Origin of the sequence: Solidesulfovibrio magneticus RS-1 (genome assembly GCF_000010665.1) — a bacterium.
GTDB lineage: Bacteria > Desulfobacterota > Desulfovibrionia > Desulfovibrionales > Desulfovibrionaceae > Solidesulfovibrio > Solidesulfovibrio magneticus.
In genome coordinates, this window is sequence record NC_012796.1 from 863,936 (window position 1) to 879,424 (window position 15,489).

At 65.6% G+C, this 15,489-nt stretch carries 12 protein-coding genes; 4 read left to right on the plus strand and 8 right to left on the minus strand.

All coding sequences use genetic code 11. From position 1 onward, the window contains the following. Positions 1 to 28: 28 nt before the first annotated feature. The gene (gene rlmD / locus DMR_RS03740) at positions 29 to 1,381 is read right to left on the minus strand and encodes a 23S rRNA (uracil(1939)-C(5))-methyltransferase RlmD (RefSeq protein WP_012750342.1); all 1,353 of its coding nucleotides are present in this window, start codon (positions 1,379 to 1,381) and stop codon (positions 29 to 31) included. Positions 1,382 to 1,518: 137 nt separating this feature from the next. Here rlmD and DMR_RS03745 point away from each other — a divergent pair, with 137 nt between their 5' ends. After that, entirely contained in the window at positions 1,519 to 3,282 is a 1,764-nt protein-coding gene (locus DMR_RS03745) for an ATP-binding protein (protein WP_012750343.1), read from the plus strand. A 58-nt stretch (positions 3,283 to 3,340) separates the two neighbouring features. Here DMR_RS03745 and DMR_RS03750 read toward each other — a convergent pair whose 3' ends face one another. The 4 genes from DMR_RS03750 to DMR_RS03760 all read right to left on the minus strand — a co-directional run bounded on the left by DMR_RS03750 (position 3,341) and on the right by DMR_RS03760 (position 6,212). Next, a complete protein-coding gene (locus DMR_RS03750) occupies positions 3,341 to 3,649 on the minus strand; it encodes a hypothetical protein (protein WP_012750344.1) in 309 nt (102 codons plus the stop codon). 102 nt (positions 3,650 to 3,751) lie between these two features. Continuing rightward, positions 3,752 to 3,916, minus strand: a complete 165-nt coding sequence (locus DMR_RS25015) for a hypothetical protein (protein ID WP_012750345.1) — start codon at positions 3,914 to 3,916, stop codon at positions 3,752 to 3,754. Positions 3,917 to 4,272: 356 nt separating this feature from the next. After that, positions 4,273 to 5,526, minus strand: coding sequence for a HAMP domain-containing sensor histidine kinase (locus DMR_RS03755; RefSeq protein ID WP_012750346.1), 1,254 nt, complete (start codon positions 5,524 to 5,526; stop codon positions 4,273 to 4,275). Continuing rightward, a complete protein-coding gene (locus DMR_RS03760) occupies positions 5,523 to 6,212 on the minus strand; it encodes a response regulator (protein ID WP_012750347.1) in 690 nt (229 codons plus the stop codon). Before DMR_RS03760 ends, DMR_RS03755 begins: the two co-directional genes overlap by 4 nt. 166 nt (positions 6,213 to 6,378) lie before the next feature. Between DMR_RS03760 and DMR_RS03765 the strand changes: the two genes are divergently transcribed. Together DMR_RS03765 and DMR_RS03770 are read left to right on the plus strand one after the other, a co-directional pair. Then, positions 6,379 to 6,720: a DUF4405 domain-containing protein gene (locus DMR_RS03765; RefSeq protein ID WP_043600025.1), complete on the plus strand. Its 342-nt coding sequence runs from the start codon at positions 6,379 to 6,381 to the stop codon at positions 6,718 to 6,720. A 102-nt stretch (positions 6,721 to 6,822) separates the two neighbouring features. Beyond that, on the plus strand, positions 6,823 to 7,347 hold the full coding sequence (locus DMR_RS03770) for a hypothetical protein (RefSeq protein ID WP_012750348.1): 525 nt from the start codon (positions 6,823 to 6,825) through the stop codon (positions 7,345 to 7,347). 169 nt (positions 7,348 to 7,516) lie between these two features. Here the strand turns inward: DMR_RS03770 and DMR_RS03775 are convergent, their stop codons facing one another. The 3 genes from DMR_RS03775 to DMR_RS03785 are packed head-to-tail and all read right to left on the minus strand — an operon-like array spanning position 7,517 to position 11,978. Continuing rightward, positions 7,517 to 9,580, minus strand: a complete 2,064-nt coding sequence (locus DMR_RS03775) for a [FeFe] hydrogenase, group A (protein ID WP_148208350.1) — start codon at positions 9,578 to 9,580, stop codon at positions 7,517 to 7,519. Positions 9,581 to 9,582: 2 nt separating this feature from the next. Then, complete coding sequence (locus DMR_RS03780; RefSeq protein WP_012750350.1) at positions 9,583 to 11,472, minus strand: NADH-ubiquinone oxidoreductase-F iron-sulfur binding region domain-containing protein; 1,890 nt, start codon at positions 11,470 to 11,472, stop codon at positions 9,583 to 9,585. Then, on the minus strand, positions 11,472 to 11,978 hold the full coding sequence (locus DMR_RS03785; RefSeq protein WP_012750351.1) for a complex I 24 kDa subunit family protein: 507 nt from the start codon (positions 11,976 to 11,978) through the stop codon (positions 11,472 to 11,474). The genes DMR_RS03780 and DMR_RS03785 overlap by 1 nt, the downstream gene beginning before the upstream one ends. A 738-nt stretch (positions 11,979 to 12,716) precedes the next feature. Between DMR_RS03785 and DMR_RS25545 the strand changes: the two genes are divergently transcribed. Further along, on the plus strand, positions 12,717 to 15,431 hold the full coding sequence (locus tag DMR_RS25545; RefSeq protein ID WP_012750352.1) for a response regulator: 2,715 nt from the start codon (positions 12,717 to 12,719) through the stop codon (positions 15,429 to 15,431). Positions 15,432 to 15,489: the final 58 nt, after the last annotated feature.

A 15,489-nucleotide genomic window follows, 5' to 3' on the forward strand; every position in this document is an offset into this window, starting at 1 on the left:
CAGCCGCCGGAGGTATCCCCCTTCCCTCTCACCCCCGCAGCGTCAAACTGGCCACGGCTTCGATATGGGCCGTGTGGGGGAAGAGGTCCACGGGGGTGACGCTGGTCACGTCGTAGGCTTCGGCCAGGCGTTTGAGATCCCGGGCCAGGGTGGCCGGATTGCAGGACACGTAGACCACACGCCCCGGCGCTGTCCGCAGGATGGCGGCGATGACCTCGGGCGCGGCTCCGGCCCGGGGCGGGTCGAGGACCACCACGGTGGGCGGATCGCCGGCCAGATCGTCCAGGGCGTCGGCCGCGTCGGCGGCCTCGAAGACGCAGTTGTGGGCTTCGGAGAGCTTGGCCGAGGCCTTGGCGCTTTCGATGGAGCGCGGGTCGATATCGAGCCCCCGCACCTCGGCGAAGGCCGGGGCGAGATTCAGGGCCAGGCCGCCCGAGCCGCAGTAGAGGTCCAGGGCCGTGCCGGCCGGGTCGCTGCTGGCCTCGCGGGTGACGATCTCGTAGAGGCTTTGGGCCGCGCCGGTGTTGGTCTGGGCAAAGGCGTCGGGCAGGACGCGAAGGGTCGCCTGGCCCATTTTCTCGGTGAGGTGGCCCCGGCCGAGCACGATGGATTGGCGTTCCCCGTGGGCCACGGGGGTGGGGGCGCGGCGCACGGAATGGACGAAGCCGGTCAGTTCCGGGAACCGGGCCAGCAGGGTCTTGCCCAGGGTATGCACGGCGTCGCCGGCGGCCCGGGACGGGCCGGTGATGATGTGGGCCAAGCGCGAACCGTCGTGGCGGGAGTCGCGCAGCACCAAATGCCGCCACACGCCCTTGCCGGTGCGGGGATCGTAAGCGGCCAGGCCTGTTTCGCGGCACAGCTCGCGCACGGCGTTTACGACTTCGCCCGCCCAGGGGGCCATGAGCGGACAGGTATCGATGTCGAGCACCCGGGCCGGGTTGCGGCGTTCGCGAAGGCCCAGGTGGAGTCGGCCGGCAAAGGCAAACTCCATCTTGTTGCGGTAGCCGTAGACCTCGGGCGAGGCCACGGTGTCGGCCACGGGCACGTCCGGCAGACCGCCCAGGCGGGCGAGTGTTTCGGCCACCTGTTCGCGTTTCCAGAACAGTTGGGCCGGGTAGTCCAGGCGCTGCCAGTCGCAGCCGCCGCAGACCCCGAAATGGGGGCAGCGGGGTTCGACAGCCTCGGGGGTGGGGGTGATGATGCGCTCGGCCACGGCCTCGGCAAAGCCTTTTTTCACCTGGGTAACCTTGGCCATGACCGTCTCGCCGGGCAGCGCGCCGTCCACGAAAACCACCATGCCGTCGAGACGCGCCACACCCCGGCCGCCAAGGGCCAGGCGGGCGACGGACAATTCCAATTCGTCGTTTGCTTGCATGTTCATGGCGGCCTTATGCGCGTCCCCGCCCCCGGGCGCAAGGGGGTTGGGGGGCCGGAAATGGCGGCCGGGCCGGCCGTCGCGTCTAACTGATTGCGGGTACGGAGGAAATCAGGTAGGCGGGATAAAGCTGGAGGCGGCCCATGACCCGCAAGCACATCCTGGCCGCGTGCCTGTTGTTCGTGGCCCTGACCCTGGCCATCGCCGGCATGGGGTATCGGGCCAAGACGGACATTGAGGCCGTGGTCACGGACCAGTTCAACCACCAGCAGCTCATTTTGGCCCAGCAGATCGCCGCGGACATCGGCGATCACTTCGCGTTTTTGCGTACCTGCCTGGACAGCCTGTCGCTTATGTGGCGCGAGCGCACGGCCTCCGACGGCCGGCCGTGGCTGGCCATTCCGGCTTATTACAGCATTTTTGCCGAATGGAACGTGGCGGCCCTTGGGGTCTTGGCCCCGGGGGCGGCGACACCGGTCTTTTACGACGCCGCCGGCCGGGAGATCGACACGGCCGGGCTGTGCCCCGAAGCCTGCGCCAAGGTCTTTGGCGACGGGGCGAAGCTGGGGCAGATCAAGCTGACGCGCGTCTATGCGCCCCAGACTGGCCCTCTGGCCGGGCGGCGGCTCATGGCCATGACCATGCCCCTGGCCGACGAGCACGGGACCGTGGGCGGACTGGTGCTGGTCGTGGACGCCCTGGCCGTGGCCCAACGCTACGCCCACAACGTGCGCTCGGGCCAGACCGGCTACGCCTGGGTGCTCGACGACGCCGGCTATTTCCTGGACCACCACGAGGCGGAGTTCATCGGCCGGGAGTCTTTGGACGTGCGCCGACAGCGTGACCCGTCCATCGACTGGTCGCGGCTGACCTGGCTTATCGATAAACGGGTCATGGCCGGGCAGCGCGGCATGGACTGGTACGTTTCGGGCTGGCACCGGGGCGAGATCGGGCCGGTGAAGAAATTCGTGGCCTTTTGCCCGGTGTCTCTCGGCGGAGCCGAGGACCCGGGCAACCGCTGGGCCGTGGCCCTGGCCGCGCCCGAGGATGAGGTCCAGGGGCTCATTGGCCGGCTGATGGTGCGGGAGTGGGCCATCGTCGGGCTTTTCGAGGTGGTGGTCTTCGCCATGTTCGTGGCCACAGTGCATCTGGCCCTGCGCTGGTCGCGCCGGCTACGCGAGGAGCGCGACAAGGCCGGGCGGGAACTGCTCGGCGCTCAGGAAAAGCTCATTCGTTCGGCCCGGTTCGCGGCCATCGGCGAGGCGGCGGCGCGGCTTTCCCATGAGATCAAAAATCCGCTCATGCTCATGGGCGGCTTCGCCAACCAGGTGCGGCGGCATGTGCCGGAAGACGGCGCGGATTATGAAAAGCTCGGCATCATCGAATCCGAAGCCAAGCGGCTGGAGACGCTTTTAAATGAGGTGCGCGATTTTACCCGGCCGGCTCCGCCGCAAATCGAGCCGCGCGATTTGGCGGCCACGGTGCGCGAGTCGTTGGCCATCATGGCCGGGGCCATGGAGTCGCGCGGCATCGTGGTCACCACGGGTTTCGGAGAAGGGCTTGAGGCCGTGCCCCACGACGCGGCTCGCATCAAGCAGGTGCTGCTCAATCTGCTCAAAAACGCGGCCGAGGCCATGGAACATGGCGGCTCGCTCACGGTGACGGCGGAGATTGTCCGCGACCGCGCCCGGGTGACCGTGGCCGACACCGGCGGCGGCATCCCCGAGGCCATGCGCGCCCGGGTGTTCGATCCCTTCTGCACCACCAAGGAATCCGGCACGGGCCTGGGGCTGGCCGTGTGCCAGCGCATCGTCGAGGACCACCACGGCGACATCCGTTTCACGACCTCCGAGGTTGGGACCACGTTTACCGTGGAGTTGCCGCTGGCCCTGTCCTGCGCCGTCTGAGCCTTGGTGCGGCCTTGTCTGGCCGCAACTCGCCAAAAGATCGGTGTCGTGCTTTTTTCTAGGCCGCTTCGGCCATGTGCACGTTTTTGACGAAAGCAAAGATGTTGGCGTGGACAGCGTCGTCGAGCATGGCGTCGGGCTCGGCTGCGTCGTAGTAGCCGCACCAGACTTCGCCGTAGAGATCGGCCGGCAGTCGCGACAGGTCGGCGACGCCCAGGCGGCACAGCACCAGCCGGCCGCGCCAGGCCAGGCGCGTTTCGTAGTACCATTGGCCCCGGTGGTTGACCACGGGCCGGTAGCGGTAGGCGGCGAGCAGTTTTTCGATGCATTCGGCCTGGTCGCCGAAGGGGAATTGCATGGTGGTCATGGCGGTGTCTCCATGGCGGCCGACCCGGTCCGTCGCGCCGGCCCGGGGGAGAGGCCGGAGCGCGTGGGGCCGTGCGGTCGGGCGGCGGGACGCGGCAAGGGGTTATTTGGCCCCGGCGGCGTCGGACGGTTGCGGGGTTTTGGCGTCGGCGAAGTCGGATTGTTCGCGGCTTACGCCGCCGGCCGGTTCGCGCCGGGCGGAGCCGAGGAAGCGGCTGGCCCAGGTCGTTGTACGGCCTTTGGACGAAATGGAAGACTGCGACAGCATGGCGACCTCCGGGTGGGGCGGCAGGCGCGGGCGGAAGGCCGGGGCGCGGACCGCCGGGGTGATGGCGGGGTATTAGCGATAATGAAAATCAATGTCAATATTTGGGCGACACGAATTGGCCTGCTCGCGTGGGCCCGGCCGGGGCTCCCGGGAAGGGGAACGAGGTCAGGGGAAGCCCGCTACTGGCGATGGACCGATAAGGAGGGCGATGGAGATGGGGGCGTGGGGATTTGTCTGCCTAGCGTCCGGCATAGTGCGGGGCTCGGGGGATGTGATGCCGCCACCGTCTGAATTCAGGGCTTCCTTGCCGGATGGCCGCGGAGGCGCCTGGCATCTCGGCGTGATGATGACGCGTATCATGCGTCCTGCGGCAATCGGATGTCGACGCAAAATTTCCCGTCGAGCCAGGACACGGCGATGACTCCCCGGTGGTTCTCGACGATTCGCTTGGCGATGGCCAGGCCGAGGCCCGAGCCGGGTACGGACTCGGAGGCCCGGCCCCTCTGAAATGGCTCGGTCAACCGCATGAGGTCGATGTCCGGCTGCGGCGCGTCGTTGGAGACGCGGAGCCTGACCGTTCCCGATGCCTCCTGCAACGTCACGGCAATGTCGCCGTCAGCAGGGGAAAACTTCAAAGCGTTGGTCAGCAGGTTGTCTACAAGGCAGGCGAGGTCTTCCCGGACGCCGACACCCGGGAAGTTCTTGGGAAGATTGTCGGCCAAGTGCAGACGTTTTGCGCCCGCGCGGCAGGTGTTGCGGCGGACGGCTTCTCCAACGATATCCGTGAACGACAACGGTTCCGGTTTGCTCTCATTGAGTTCGAGGCGGGACAGGCGAAGGATTCTCTCGATCAGGGCGTCCATGCCCTCTGTTTCTTCGCGCATGGAATCCAGCAGCTCCCGTTGCTTATCGGTGGCTTGGTCTTCCAAAAGCTGCCGGGCGATGTCGATTCGGGTCAAGGGGCTTCGCAGTTCGTGGGACACGTGGGCGGTCATTTCTTTTCCGACACGGACCAGTCGTTGAATCGAGTCGGCCATCTCGTTGAAATCCCTGGCGACTTCACCGACTTCGTCTTTTGATGCCACGGCGCTGCGGTGCGACAGCTCGCCCGCAGCGAACCGTTTCATGTCCTGTTGCAGGATGCCGAGGGGCTTGGTGACGATACGGGCAAGGGGAATGGCCAGCAGACTGAGCGCCGCCGCCATGAAAAGGAGAGAGCCAACGTATTTTTCGTAGACGGGGAAGGCGAACCCTCGTGGATTGTCTTTGTGACCAGAAGGATGCGGCACCACAAGTTTGTAGCGCAGGCCGTTTTGGCGAAAAAGGATTCCATCAGATCCGGTTATGCCATCGGATTCCTTGGACGCGACAATTTGGACATGGCCTTTGAATATATGCGATGCGATGTTCTCGAGGTTGGCGATGGAAATTTCTTCGGGAAGATCGTTTCGCAAGCCGATACGCAAGAGTTCTATGGCCGCGTTTTTGTCTTGTTGGTGTTGCGACTCGACGGCCCGATGCCAGAGACCCATGACCCACATGGCGGCGAAGATGGTGAGGAGCAGCAGCACGCCTTCGACGAGCACGATTTTCCAGTATAATCGATTCATGTGGATTTGCTCGAAAATTTATAGCCGAAGCCCCATACGGTCTTGATGCGTTTCTCATGCCCGTGGTGTTGCTTCAAGATGCTCCGCAGCTTGCTGATATGCACGTCGACACTCCTGTCGGAGACGACCGCGTCTTCACCCCAGCCCAGATTCAATAACGCGTCTCGGGACAGCGGGATGTCGGGGTTTCGCATGAGCGCGGACAGGACGTTGAATTCGACGGTGCTCAATTCGTACCGCGTCGTCCCGATGGTCAGCGTCTCCAGGGAGAGATCGAGGGAGATGCCGCCGCTTTTCAGCCTGCCCTTGTTGGGGGCCTCAGGTGCATGGCGACGCAAGGCGGCCCGGATGCGGGCAAGGAGTTCCCGGAGATTGAACGGTTTGGGCAGGTAATCGTCCGCGCCCATTTCGAGGCCGACAACGCGATCCATGGGGTCGCCCTTGGCCGTGAGCATGATCACCGGGACAGTCGATGCCCTGCGGATGTCGGCGAGCACCTCGAGGCCGTCCTTGCCCGGCATCATGATGTCGAGGATCACAACCGATGGGCGCAACTGCTCAAGGGCTTTAGCCGCCTCGCCTCCATCAGGCAGTTCCCGGACTTCGTAGCCGTATCCCGCCAGATAGTCGCCAAGCATTTTTCGCAATTTCAAATCGTCGTCGATAATGAGCACCACGTCTTTCATGTCCGGCCTCGTCGGCAAGACATACGGCCTTTTGGAAACAATCGGCAGCGCAAATGTGGCCGGATCATACTTTTTAATACTTTTCAACAGAATCCCCGAACATCCCCATCCCCGTCAGCGTAGGACCTTTTGTGCGTTTTCAGAAAACCACAGAGGGAGGCATATCATGATAAACTTGGGAAAGAACCGGGCGGCCATATCCATGGCGACTGCTTCCATGGGGTTGGTGGTCATGGCGACGAGCGTGTGCTTGCTGTTTCACGCCAGATTTCAAGGTGTCGTTGGAATGCACAAGTGGGCTGGCGTGGCCTTTATCGTTCTGTGCTGCCTGCATGTCGCCATCAATTGGAAGCCCCTTTGCCATCATTGCCGTGGCGGGTCGGCAGCTCTGGTCATCGCGCTCGTCAGTCTCCTGACGTGCGGCGTGATCGTTGTGGGTACCGCTGGAGACAACAGGGAGCGCGGCCATCACGGCACAGGCTATGGCAGCCGGATCGCAGGCAGGTGAGGCGGCAGGTCTGTCGCCGAGGGCTTGATGCCATCGGTGGGATTGTAACCGCTATCGCCTGAGCATCGAAATACCAAACAGCATCCTGATTGTGGAGGTATCGTGAGCAATTCTTCGGAGAAGCGGTCGATGGTTCGCGTCATGCGAAACCTGCACCGCGATATCGGCTTCTTTGTTGTTGGACTGACGTTGATCTATTGCCTGAGCGGCATTATCCTTATCTACAGGGATAAGGGGTTTATGCAATTTGCCAATAGTGTGGAAACGACAATCGCCCAGGGTTTGTCGGAAAAAGATCTCGAGTCAGCCTTGCATTTGCGAAAGATGAAAATTCTCAAGCAGGAAGGCGACAAGATTGTCTTCAATTACGGCGAGTATAACAGATTGACGGGGCATGTTTCCTACACGACCCAGGAGCATCCCTGGATCATCCAGAAGTTCAATGCCATCCACTTGTCGCCGAGCGCCTCGTTGATTCATTATGCCGGGGTCGCCTATGGCGTCATGCTCTTGTTTTTGGCCATATCCTCATTTTTCATGTATAAGAGCGGGTCGGCCCAGGCGCGCCGAGGCGTGATCCTCGCCGTTGTCGGCGTCGTCGCGGCTTTCGTCCTTGTTCTCTGCTAGAAACTTCCCTGGGAGGTGGCTCGGGAAGCGCCCGCCATGTCAGGGGATGCTTCCGGTATGACCGTGGGACGGCAGGCTTGCTCCAAAGACGCGAACCTGTCGCGGACCATGAAAAAGGGCCGACCCTCGCGGGCCGGCCCTTTTTTAATCTTCTCTCTCGCGTTTTCAGCTACTTGCCGCAGCCGCAACCACAGCCGGCGCTGGGCTTGGTGGGCTGGGGCAGGGGATTGCGCAGGTGCGCGTCCAGGGCGGCCAGCACGCTCTCCAGGGTGCAGTGGGTCATCACTTCGCCGTCCATCTCCACGGTGGGGCCCTTGGCGCACTGCTCGAAGCAGAACGACGCCCGCACGTCCACGGCGTTTTCCAGGCCGTTTTCCACGATGTGCTTGAGCATCCCGGTCAGGATGTCCTGAGCGCCGCGAAGGTGGCAGCTCGTGCCCAGGCACACCCGCACCCGGACCTTGGTCTGGGCCGGATCGCCGCTTAAAAGCACGAGCGTCTCGTCGCTGACGCGACGGCGGCTCTGGTAGTGGGTGTGGAGCAATGAATGGGCCTTGTGCCCGCCCACGTCGCCAAGGAACTTGTCGTAACACTCGGTGACGAACATGTTGTCCTGGGCCTTGTGCAGCGGGAAGGTCTTGTCGCACTGGTAGAGGTCCTTGGTGCGGCGCTTGCGGTCGGCCAGATCCTTGGGCACGGGCTGGCCCGCGCCGCCGATGCAGCCGCCGGGGCAGGCCATGACCTCGATGAGGTCGTATTCGCTGTTGCCGGCCACGACCTGCTCGGCCACGGCCCGGGCGTTGGCCAGGCCATGGACAATGGCCAGGCGCAGGGTCTTGCCGCCTACTTCCAGCGTCGCCTCGCGCAGGCCGGAGTCGCCGCGCACTTCGGCGAAATCGACCGAAGCCAGGGGCTTGCCGGTGATCTTCTCGGCGGCAAAGCGCAGCACCGCCTCGGTGACGCCGCCCGACGCGCCGAAGATGACGCCAGCGCCCGTGCCGAAGCCAAAGGGCATGTCCAGGGACTCGGGTTCCAGGCTATTGAAGCGCAGGCCGGCCCCGTCGATCATCCGGGCCAGCTCCTGGGTGGTCAGCACGAAGTCCACGTCCGGGGAGCCGTCCACGGCGAATTCCGGCCGGCGTGCCTCGAACTTCTTGGCCGTGCAGGGCATGATGGAAACGACGATCAGGTCCTTGCGGGCGATGCCCTGCTTTTCAGGCAGCATCTCCTTGACCAGGGAGCCGAACATCTGCTGGGGCGAGCGGCAGGAGGACAGATTGGGGAGCAGTTCCGGGAAGGACTGCTCGGCAAACTGCACCCAGCCGGGACAGCAGGAGGTGAACTGGGGCAGCTTCTCGCCGGCGGCGGCGCGGGTCAGAAACTCCTGGCCTTCCTCGATGACGGTGAGGTCGGCGGCGAAGGTGGTGTCGTAGACCGCATCGAAGCCCAGGCGTTTGAGCGCCGCCACCATGCGGCCCATGACCGGATCGCCGGCCGGGCTGGCGAAACACTCGCCCAGGCCCACGCGCACGGCCGGGGCCACCTGGGCCACCACGGTCTTGGTGGGATCGGCCAGGGCGGTGAGCACCTCGTCCATTTCGCTGCGCGGCACCAGCGCCCCGGTGGGGCAGACGTTGGCGCACTGGCCGCAGCCCACGCACTCGCCTTCGCCCAGGCCCTTGCCAAAGGCCGGCAGCACGGCGGTCTGGTGGCCGCGATGGGCAAAGCCGATGGCCCCGATGCCCTGGATTTCCGAGCACATGCGCACGCAGTCGCCGCACAGCACGCACTTGTTGGGATCGCGGATGATGGACGGCGAAGAGAAGTCCAGGGGGGCTTTTTCCTGCACGGGCTTGAAGCGCACGCTGGTCACGCCCACGCGCCGGGCCACATCCATGAGCTTGCAGTCCACGCTTTTAAAGCAGCTGGGGCAGCTCAGGTCATGGTTGGCCAGGAGCAGTTCCACGGCGATCTTGCGGATCTCGCGCAGCTGCGGGGTGTTGACCTTGATGTCCAGGCCCGGTTCGGGCGGGGTGGAACACGCGCCCTGGACGCCGCGTCCGGCCACTTCCACCAGGCACAGGCGGCAGGCCCCGTACACGGACAGTTCGGAGTGGTAGCAGAAGGTCGGCAGCTCGATGCCGGCCTTGCGGATGATTTCCAGAAGGTTGCGCTCGCCCTCGATGGGGATGGCGCGGCCTTCGACGGTGACGAATTGCTGGTCCATGGTCATGGCTAGATTCCCTCCACCGCGCCGAACTTGCAGGCCGTGGCGCAGGCGCCGCACTTGATGCACAAGGTTTCGTCGATGACGTGGGGCTGTTTCTTCTCGCCGGTGATGGCTCCGGCCGGGCAGGCCTTGACGCACAGGCGGCAGCCCTTGCAGCGGGCGGCGTTGATGGTCGGCATGGCCAGGGCCTTGCAGCGGCCGGCGCTGCAGCGCTTCTCGAAGACGTGCTCTTCGTAGTCCTTGCGGAAGTGCTTGAGCGTCGAGAGCACCGGGTTGGGCGCGGTCTTGCCCAGGCCGCACAAGGAGCCGACCTGGACGGCGTGGCCCAGGGTTTCGAGCAGGGAGAGGGTTTCGGCCGTGCCGCGTCCTTCGATGACGTCGTCCAGAAGGGCCAGCAGCTGCTTGGTGCCTTCACGGCACAGCACGCACTTGCCGCAGCTCTCGCGCTGGGTGAACTCCATGAAGAACCGGGCCACGCTGACCATGCAGGTCTTCTGGTTCATGACCACCAGACCGCCGGAACCGACCATGGCCCCCACCGAGCGCAGGGAGTCGAAATCCAGCGGCAGGTCCAGCAGGTCCGGGGTCAGGCAGCCGCCGGACGGGCCGCCGATCTGCACGGCCTTGAAGCCTTTCTCGTCGATAAAGCCCCGGTCGTCGGTGACGCCGCCGCCGATGTTGAGCACCACTTCGCGCAGGGTCGCGCCGAAGGGCACTTCAATGAGGCCGGTGTTGGAGACGTGGCCGGTGAGCGCAAAGGTCTTGGTGCCGGGCGAGGTCTCGGTGCCGAGCGCACGGTAGGCTGCGGCCCCTTCGCTGATAATGCGGGGAATCTGGGCCAGGGTCTCGACGTTGTTGATGATGGTGGGCTTGCGCCACAGGCCCTGCTGGGCCGGGAAGGGCGGCTTGGGCGAGGGCATGCCGCGCAGGCCCTCGATGGAGGCGATCAGCGCCGTTTCCTCGCCGCACACGAACGCGCCGGCCCCTTCCATGACTTCCAGGCGGAAGGACTGGCCCGAGCCGAAAAGGTTGTCGCCGAGGTAGCCGGCGGCTTCGGCGTCGGCCACGGCCTTGCGCATGCGCTTGACGGCCAGGGGATATTCGGCCCGCACGTAGATGTAGCCTTCGTCGGCCCCGATGCCCCGGGCAGCGATCATCATGCCTTCGATGACGCAGTGGGGATTGCCTTCCATGAGGCTTCTGTCCATGAACGCGCCGGGATCGCCCTCGTCGCCGTTGCAGATGACGTACTTTTTCGGGTTGGTCTGGACCCGGGCGGCTTCCCACTTGCGGCCGGTGGGGAAGCCTCCGCCCCCGCGTCCGCGCAGGCCCGACTGGCTGACGACGTCGCACACGCCCTTGGCGTCCATGTCGGCGAAGGCCTTGCGGGCGGCGGCGTAGCCGCCGTGGGCCACGTATTCGCGGATGTCGTCGGGGTCGATGAAGCCGCACTCCTTCAGGACGGTGCGGGTCTGGCGCTGGTAGAAGGGGATCTGGTCGGGGCCCAGGCACTTTTCCTTGGTGCGGGGCTCGACGTAGAGCAGACGCTCGACGACCTTGCCGGCGACCAGGGTCTCGGTGACGATCTCGGCGACGTCGTCGGCGGTCACCTTGGTATAGAGGATGTTCTCGGGCAGGATGGTGACCAGCGGTCCCATCTGGCAAAAGCCCTGGCAGCCGCTGTGGGAGACGCGCACGCCGTCGCCATGGCCTTCGGGCCGAAATTCGAGAACCACGTCGAGGCCGGCTTCGCCCATGTGTTTTTCCAGGGCGTCGAGGACCTTCTTGGAGCCGTTGGCCACGCAGCCGGTGCCGGCGCAGACGATGACGCGGCGACCGCCCGAGGCGGCCTCGGCGGCGGCGGCGTGCTGGGGATCGAGGATGGGGCCTTCCATTATTGCAGCTCCTTGGCGCGAATGGCGTCGATGAGGTCGACGGCGCGTTCGGGGGTCATCTGGCCGTAGACGTCTTCGTTGATGACCAGGACCGGAGCCAGGCCGCAAGCGCCGAGGCAGGCCACGGTTTCGACGGTGAAGAGCATATCCGGCGTGGTGGCCTTGGCCTCGGTGAGGTCGAGGCGGGCGCGCAGGGCTTCCAGGATGGGTATGGACTGTTTGACGTGGCAGGCGGTGCCGTCGCATAGGCGCACGACGTACTTGCCTTTGGGCTCCAGGGCGAAGTGGGCGTAGAAGGTGGCCACGCCGAAGACGTTGGCTTCGGGGATGCGCAGCGAGGTGGCGACGTAGGACAGCACTTCCTGGGGCAGGTAGCGGTACTCCTCCTGGAGGGCCTGGAGGATGGGCACGAGCCGGGCGGGGTGGCGGTCGTAGCGGTCGAGGATGCCGCACAGTTTTTCAAACTTGGCGGTTTCGGCCAGGGCGGGGGCCAGACAGGGCTCCATCAATGATCTCCTTTTTCGGCAGTGGCGTTCTTCGGAGTTCACGGTCGGGTTTGTAACGACAAGCCGGGCCGCACGGGGGATGCGTCGCGCCAACCCGACAAGCGCGACGATCCCGCCAGGGCCGGCCGCGGCCGACGCCGGGGGGGTGGCGTGGGCGAAGTGCGGCCGAGAGCCAGGCGCATGTGCCGGACGCCTGCCTCCGGCGGGTGGGGCAGTGCAAAATCGCAACATGCAAAGCTTGGCAGGCGTGTGCAGCAAGATGCATGCTACTTTTTGGACAAGCGTTCGGCTTTTAGGCGTAACATGCTGGTATTGCATTGTTAAAAGTTGTTGAGGAGTTTTTGGCCTGGCGATTTAGAGCGGGGGGCTTGTGGATAGCAGGTGAATGTTGCGAATTCGCATCAATTTCGGCACAATTCCTTCCGTGTTTGTCAGGAATCGACGAAAGCTGCTCGGCGAGTCATGTTGCGCATTTGCACTGTGTTGCAATTATGCACGGTTTGCGGCACGGCCAATCCCGGCCGACAGTTCCCCGGATGAACCCGGCCGCACTGCCGCCGTGACGGACAAAAACGCCGCGCAGCCTTCCCCGCGTCCCTGGCCCAGGCGACGGACAACCCGTCGAAACGCCCTCATCAGGTCGAGGCCGACGCGCGCATGGACAGGACGCTGCCTTCCATGCTTATACTCCGAGAACAGAAGACTCCCGCGCCCGCGCCGCGCCAGCAGGATAGGCCCATGACCGCTCCCACCAGCACCCCGCTCTCCCTGCGACTCCATCTCGCCGGCCTTGTCGCCGCCTGCGTCTTGCCCGTCTGGCTGTGCGCCGCCTACCTCGTCCACTACGCCTACACCGCCAAAAAAAACCTCATCCAGTCCCACATGGTCGAGGTCGCCCGAAACCTCTCCCTGGCCGTAGACCGCGAATTCGCCATCCTGCTGGCCGCCGCCGAAGGCCTGGCCACCTCTCCGGCCTTGCAGACCGGTGACTTCCCCGTCTTTCGGCGGCAGGTAAAAACCCTGCTGGCCGGATACCCCGCCTCCGACATCATCGTGGCCGAAGCCTCCGGACAGCAGGTCTTCAATTCCTACCTGCCCGAAGGCGCGCCCCTGCCCAAGCGGGCCGTGCGCGAAACCGTGCGCCGCGTGTTCGAAACCGGCCGACCCGGCATCAGCAACCTCTTTCGCGGCGCGGTCACCGGCCGCTACCTCGTCAGCCTCGACATGCCGGTCTGGCAGGGGGCGGCCGTGGGCTACGATCTCGCCATGACCGTGCCCGTCGCCCGCTTCGACCAACTGCTCGCCGCGGAACGCCTGCCCGCCGGCTGGACCGCCGCCGTCATCGACGCCGCCGCCGTGGTGGCCGCCCGGGCCGGCCAGGCCGAAACCTGGGCCGGCCGGCCGGCCGGCGAACTGTTGGCCGGCCTGGAGACGTCCCGGGACGACGTTGCCGCCTTCGAGACCATCCGCCTCGACGGCGAACCGGCCCTGGCTGCCTACGACCAGGCCGAAGGTTCGGGCTGGGGCGTGGCCGTGGCCGTGCCGCGCAGCGTGCTCTTGGCCGAGGTGCAAGGGTGGCTGTGGTGGACCGGCGGCGGCGTCCTGACCTTGTCCCTGGGCGGGTTCTTGCTGGCCCTGGCCCTGGCCCGGCGCATCGCCGGCTCCATCGACACCCTCGTTCCGGCGGCCGAAGCCCTGGGCCAGGGCCTGCCCCTGCCGCAGCAGCGCTTTGGGCTGGCCGAAACCGCCGCCGTGGGCGAGGCGCTCAGCCGCGCCGCCGACCTGCTGGCCGCCCGGGCCGCCGAACGCCGCCAGGCCGAGGATGCCCGCCAGCAGGTCGAAGCCCGGCTGGCCGAACGGGAACACATTTTCCGCATCGTGGCCGACAATTCCCATGACTGGGAATTCTGGGACGGCCCCGACGGCCTGTGCCGCTGGGTCTCGCCGGCCTGCGCCCGCGTCTCGGGCCATCCAGCCGAAGCCTTCCTCGGCCCAGGCTCCCTGACCGTGCGCGACCTCATCCATCCCGAGGACCGGGCCGCCTGGGACGCCCATCTTGACAGCCCGGAGGCCCTGGAGGCCGTCCACGAAGAACTCCACTTCCGCATCCTGCGCGCCGATGGCCGCGTCGCCCACATCGCCCATGTCTGCGGCCGTATCCTCGGCCCTGGCGGCGAAAACCTCGGACGCCGGGGCGCCAACCGCGACATCACCGAACAGCACCACCACGAACGGGAACTGCGCCGGGCCAAGGAAATGGCCGACGCCGGCAGCCGGGCCAAAAGCGAGTTCCTGGCCAACATGAGCCATGAGGTGCGCACGCCCATAAACGGCGTCGTGGGGATGCTCCAACTGCTGGAGACCACCGCCCTCACCGAAGAACAACAGGAATACGTCGCCATGGCCGGCCGGGCTGCCGGACGGTTAAGCCGCCTGCTCGGCGACATCCTCGACCTCAGCAAGGTCGAATCCGGGGCCCTGGTCCTGCAACAGACCCCCTTCGAACTCGAAGAACTTCGCCAAGCCATCCTCGACGTCTTCGGTCCCATGGCCCGCAACAAGAATCTGGCGCTGAGCGTCGATCTGGCCCAGGCGCTCCCCCGGCGCGTCATGGGCGACGACGTCCGGCTGCGCCAGATCCTGCTCAATCTCGTGGGCAACGCCGTCAAATACACCGACTCCGGCTTCGTCCACGTCGCCGTTTTCCCCGGCGACCCCGACAGCCCTCCCCGGGAAGGCGCGCCCTTCGAGGTCGTCTTCGTCGTGGCCGACACCGGCCGGGGCATCCCTGGCCATAAGCTCGACAGCGTCTTTTCGCCCTTTGTCCAGACCGATCCCGCCGCCGGCCCCCAGGGCGGCGTGGGCCTGGGGCTGGCAATCGTCAAACGACTGGTCGAACTCATGGGCGGACGCATCCACCTGTGCAGCGTCGAAGGCCAGGGCACGTCCATGCGGGCGGTTGTTCCCCTCACCCCGCTTCCGGCCGAAGCCCAGGTTCCTGCTCCGACCGGCAGCCAGGCCGAAACCGCCTCCGGCCACGTCGTATTGGTGGTGGAAGACGACGACATGAACCGCATGGCCGCCCAGCGTATGCTCGTGAAACTCGGCTTCACGGTACACACCGCCTGCAACGGCCAGGAAGCCCTGGATTTCCTGGCCGGCCAGACGCCCCAGGCCCAGCCGTCCGTGGACCTCATCCTCATGGACATCCAAATGCCCGTCATGGATGGCCTGGAGGCCACCCGGCGCATTCGCGAAAACGCCGACGGCCGTTTCGATCCCCTCACACCCATCATCGCCCTGACCGCTTACGCCATGGCCGGCGACCGCGAGCGCTTCCTCCAAGCCGGCCTGGACGACCATCTGGCCAAGCCGGTCAAGGTCGCGGAAATGCTCGACGCCATGAAGCGCGCCCTGGACAGGCGGGCCGAAGCGGCGCGAAAAAAGGCTTGACGCCGCCGCCTGTCGGCGTTCCAACCGCCCTGCGCCCGGCATACCCCGGACGTAATTC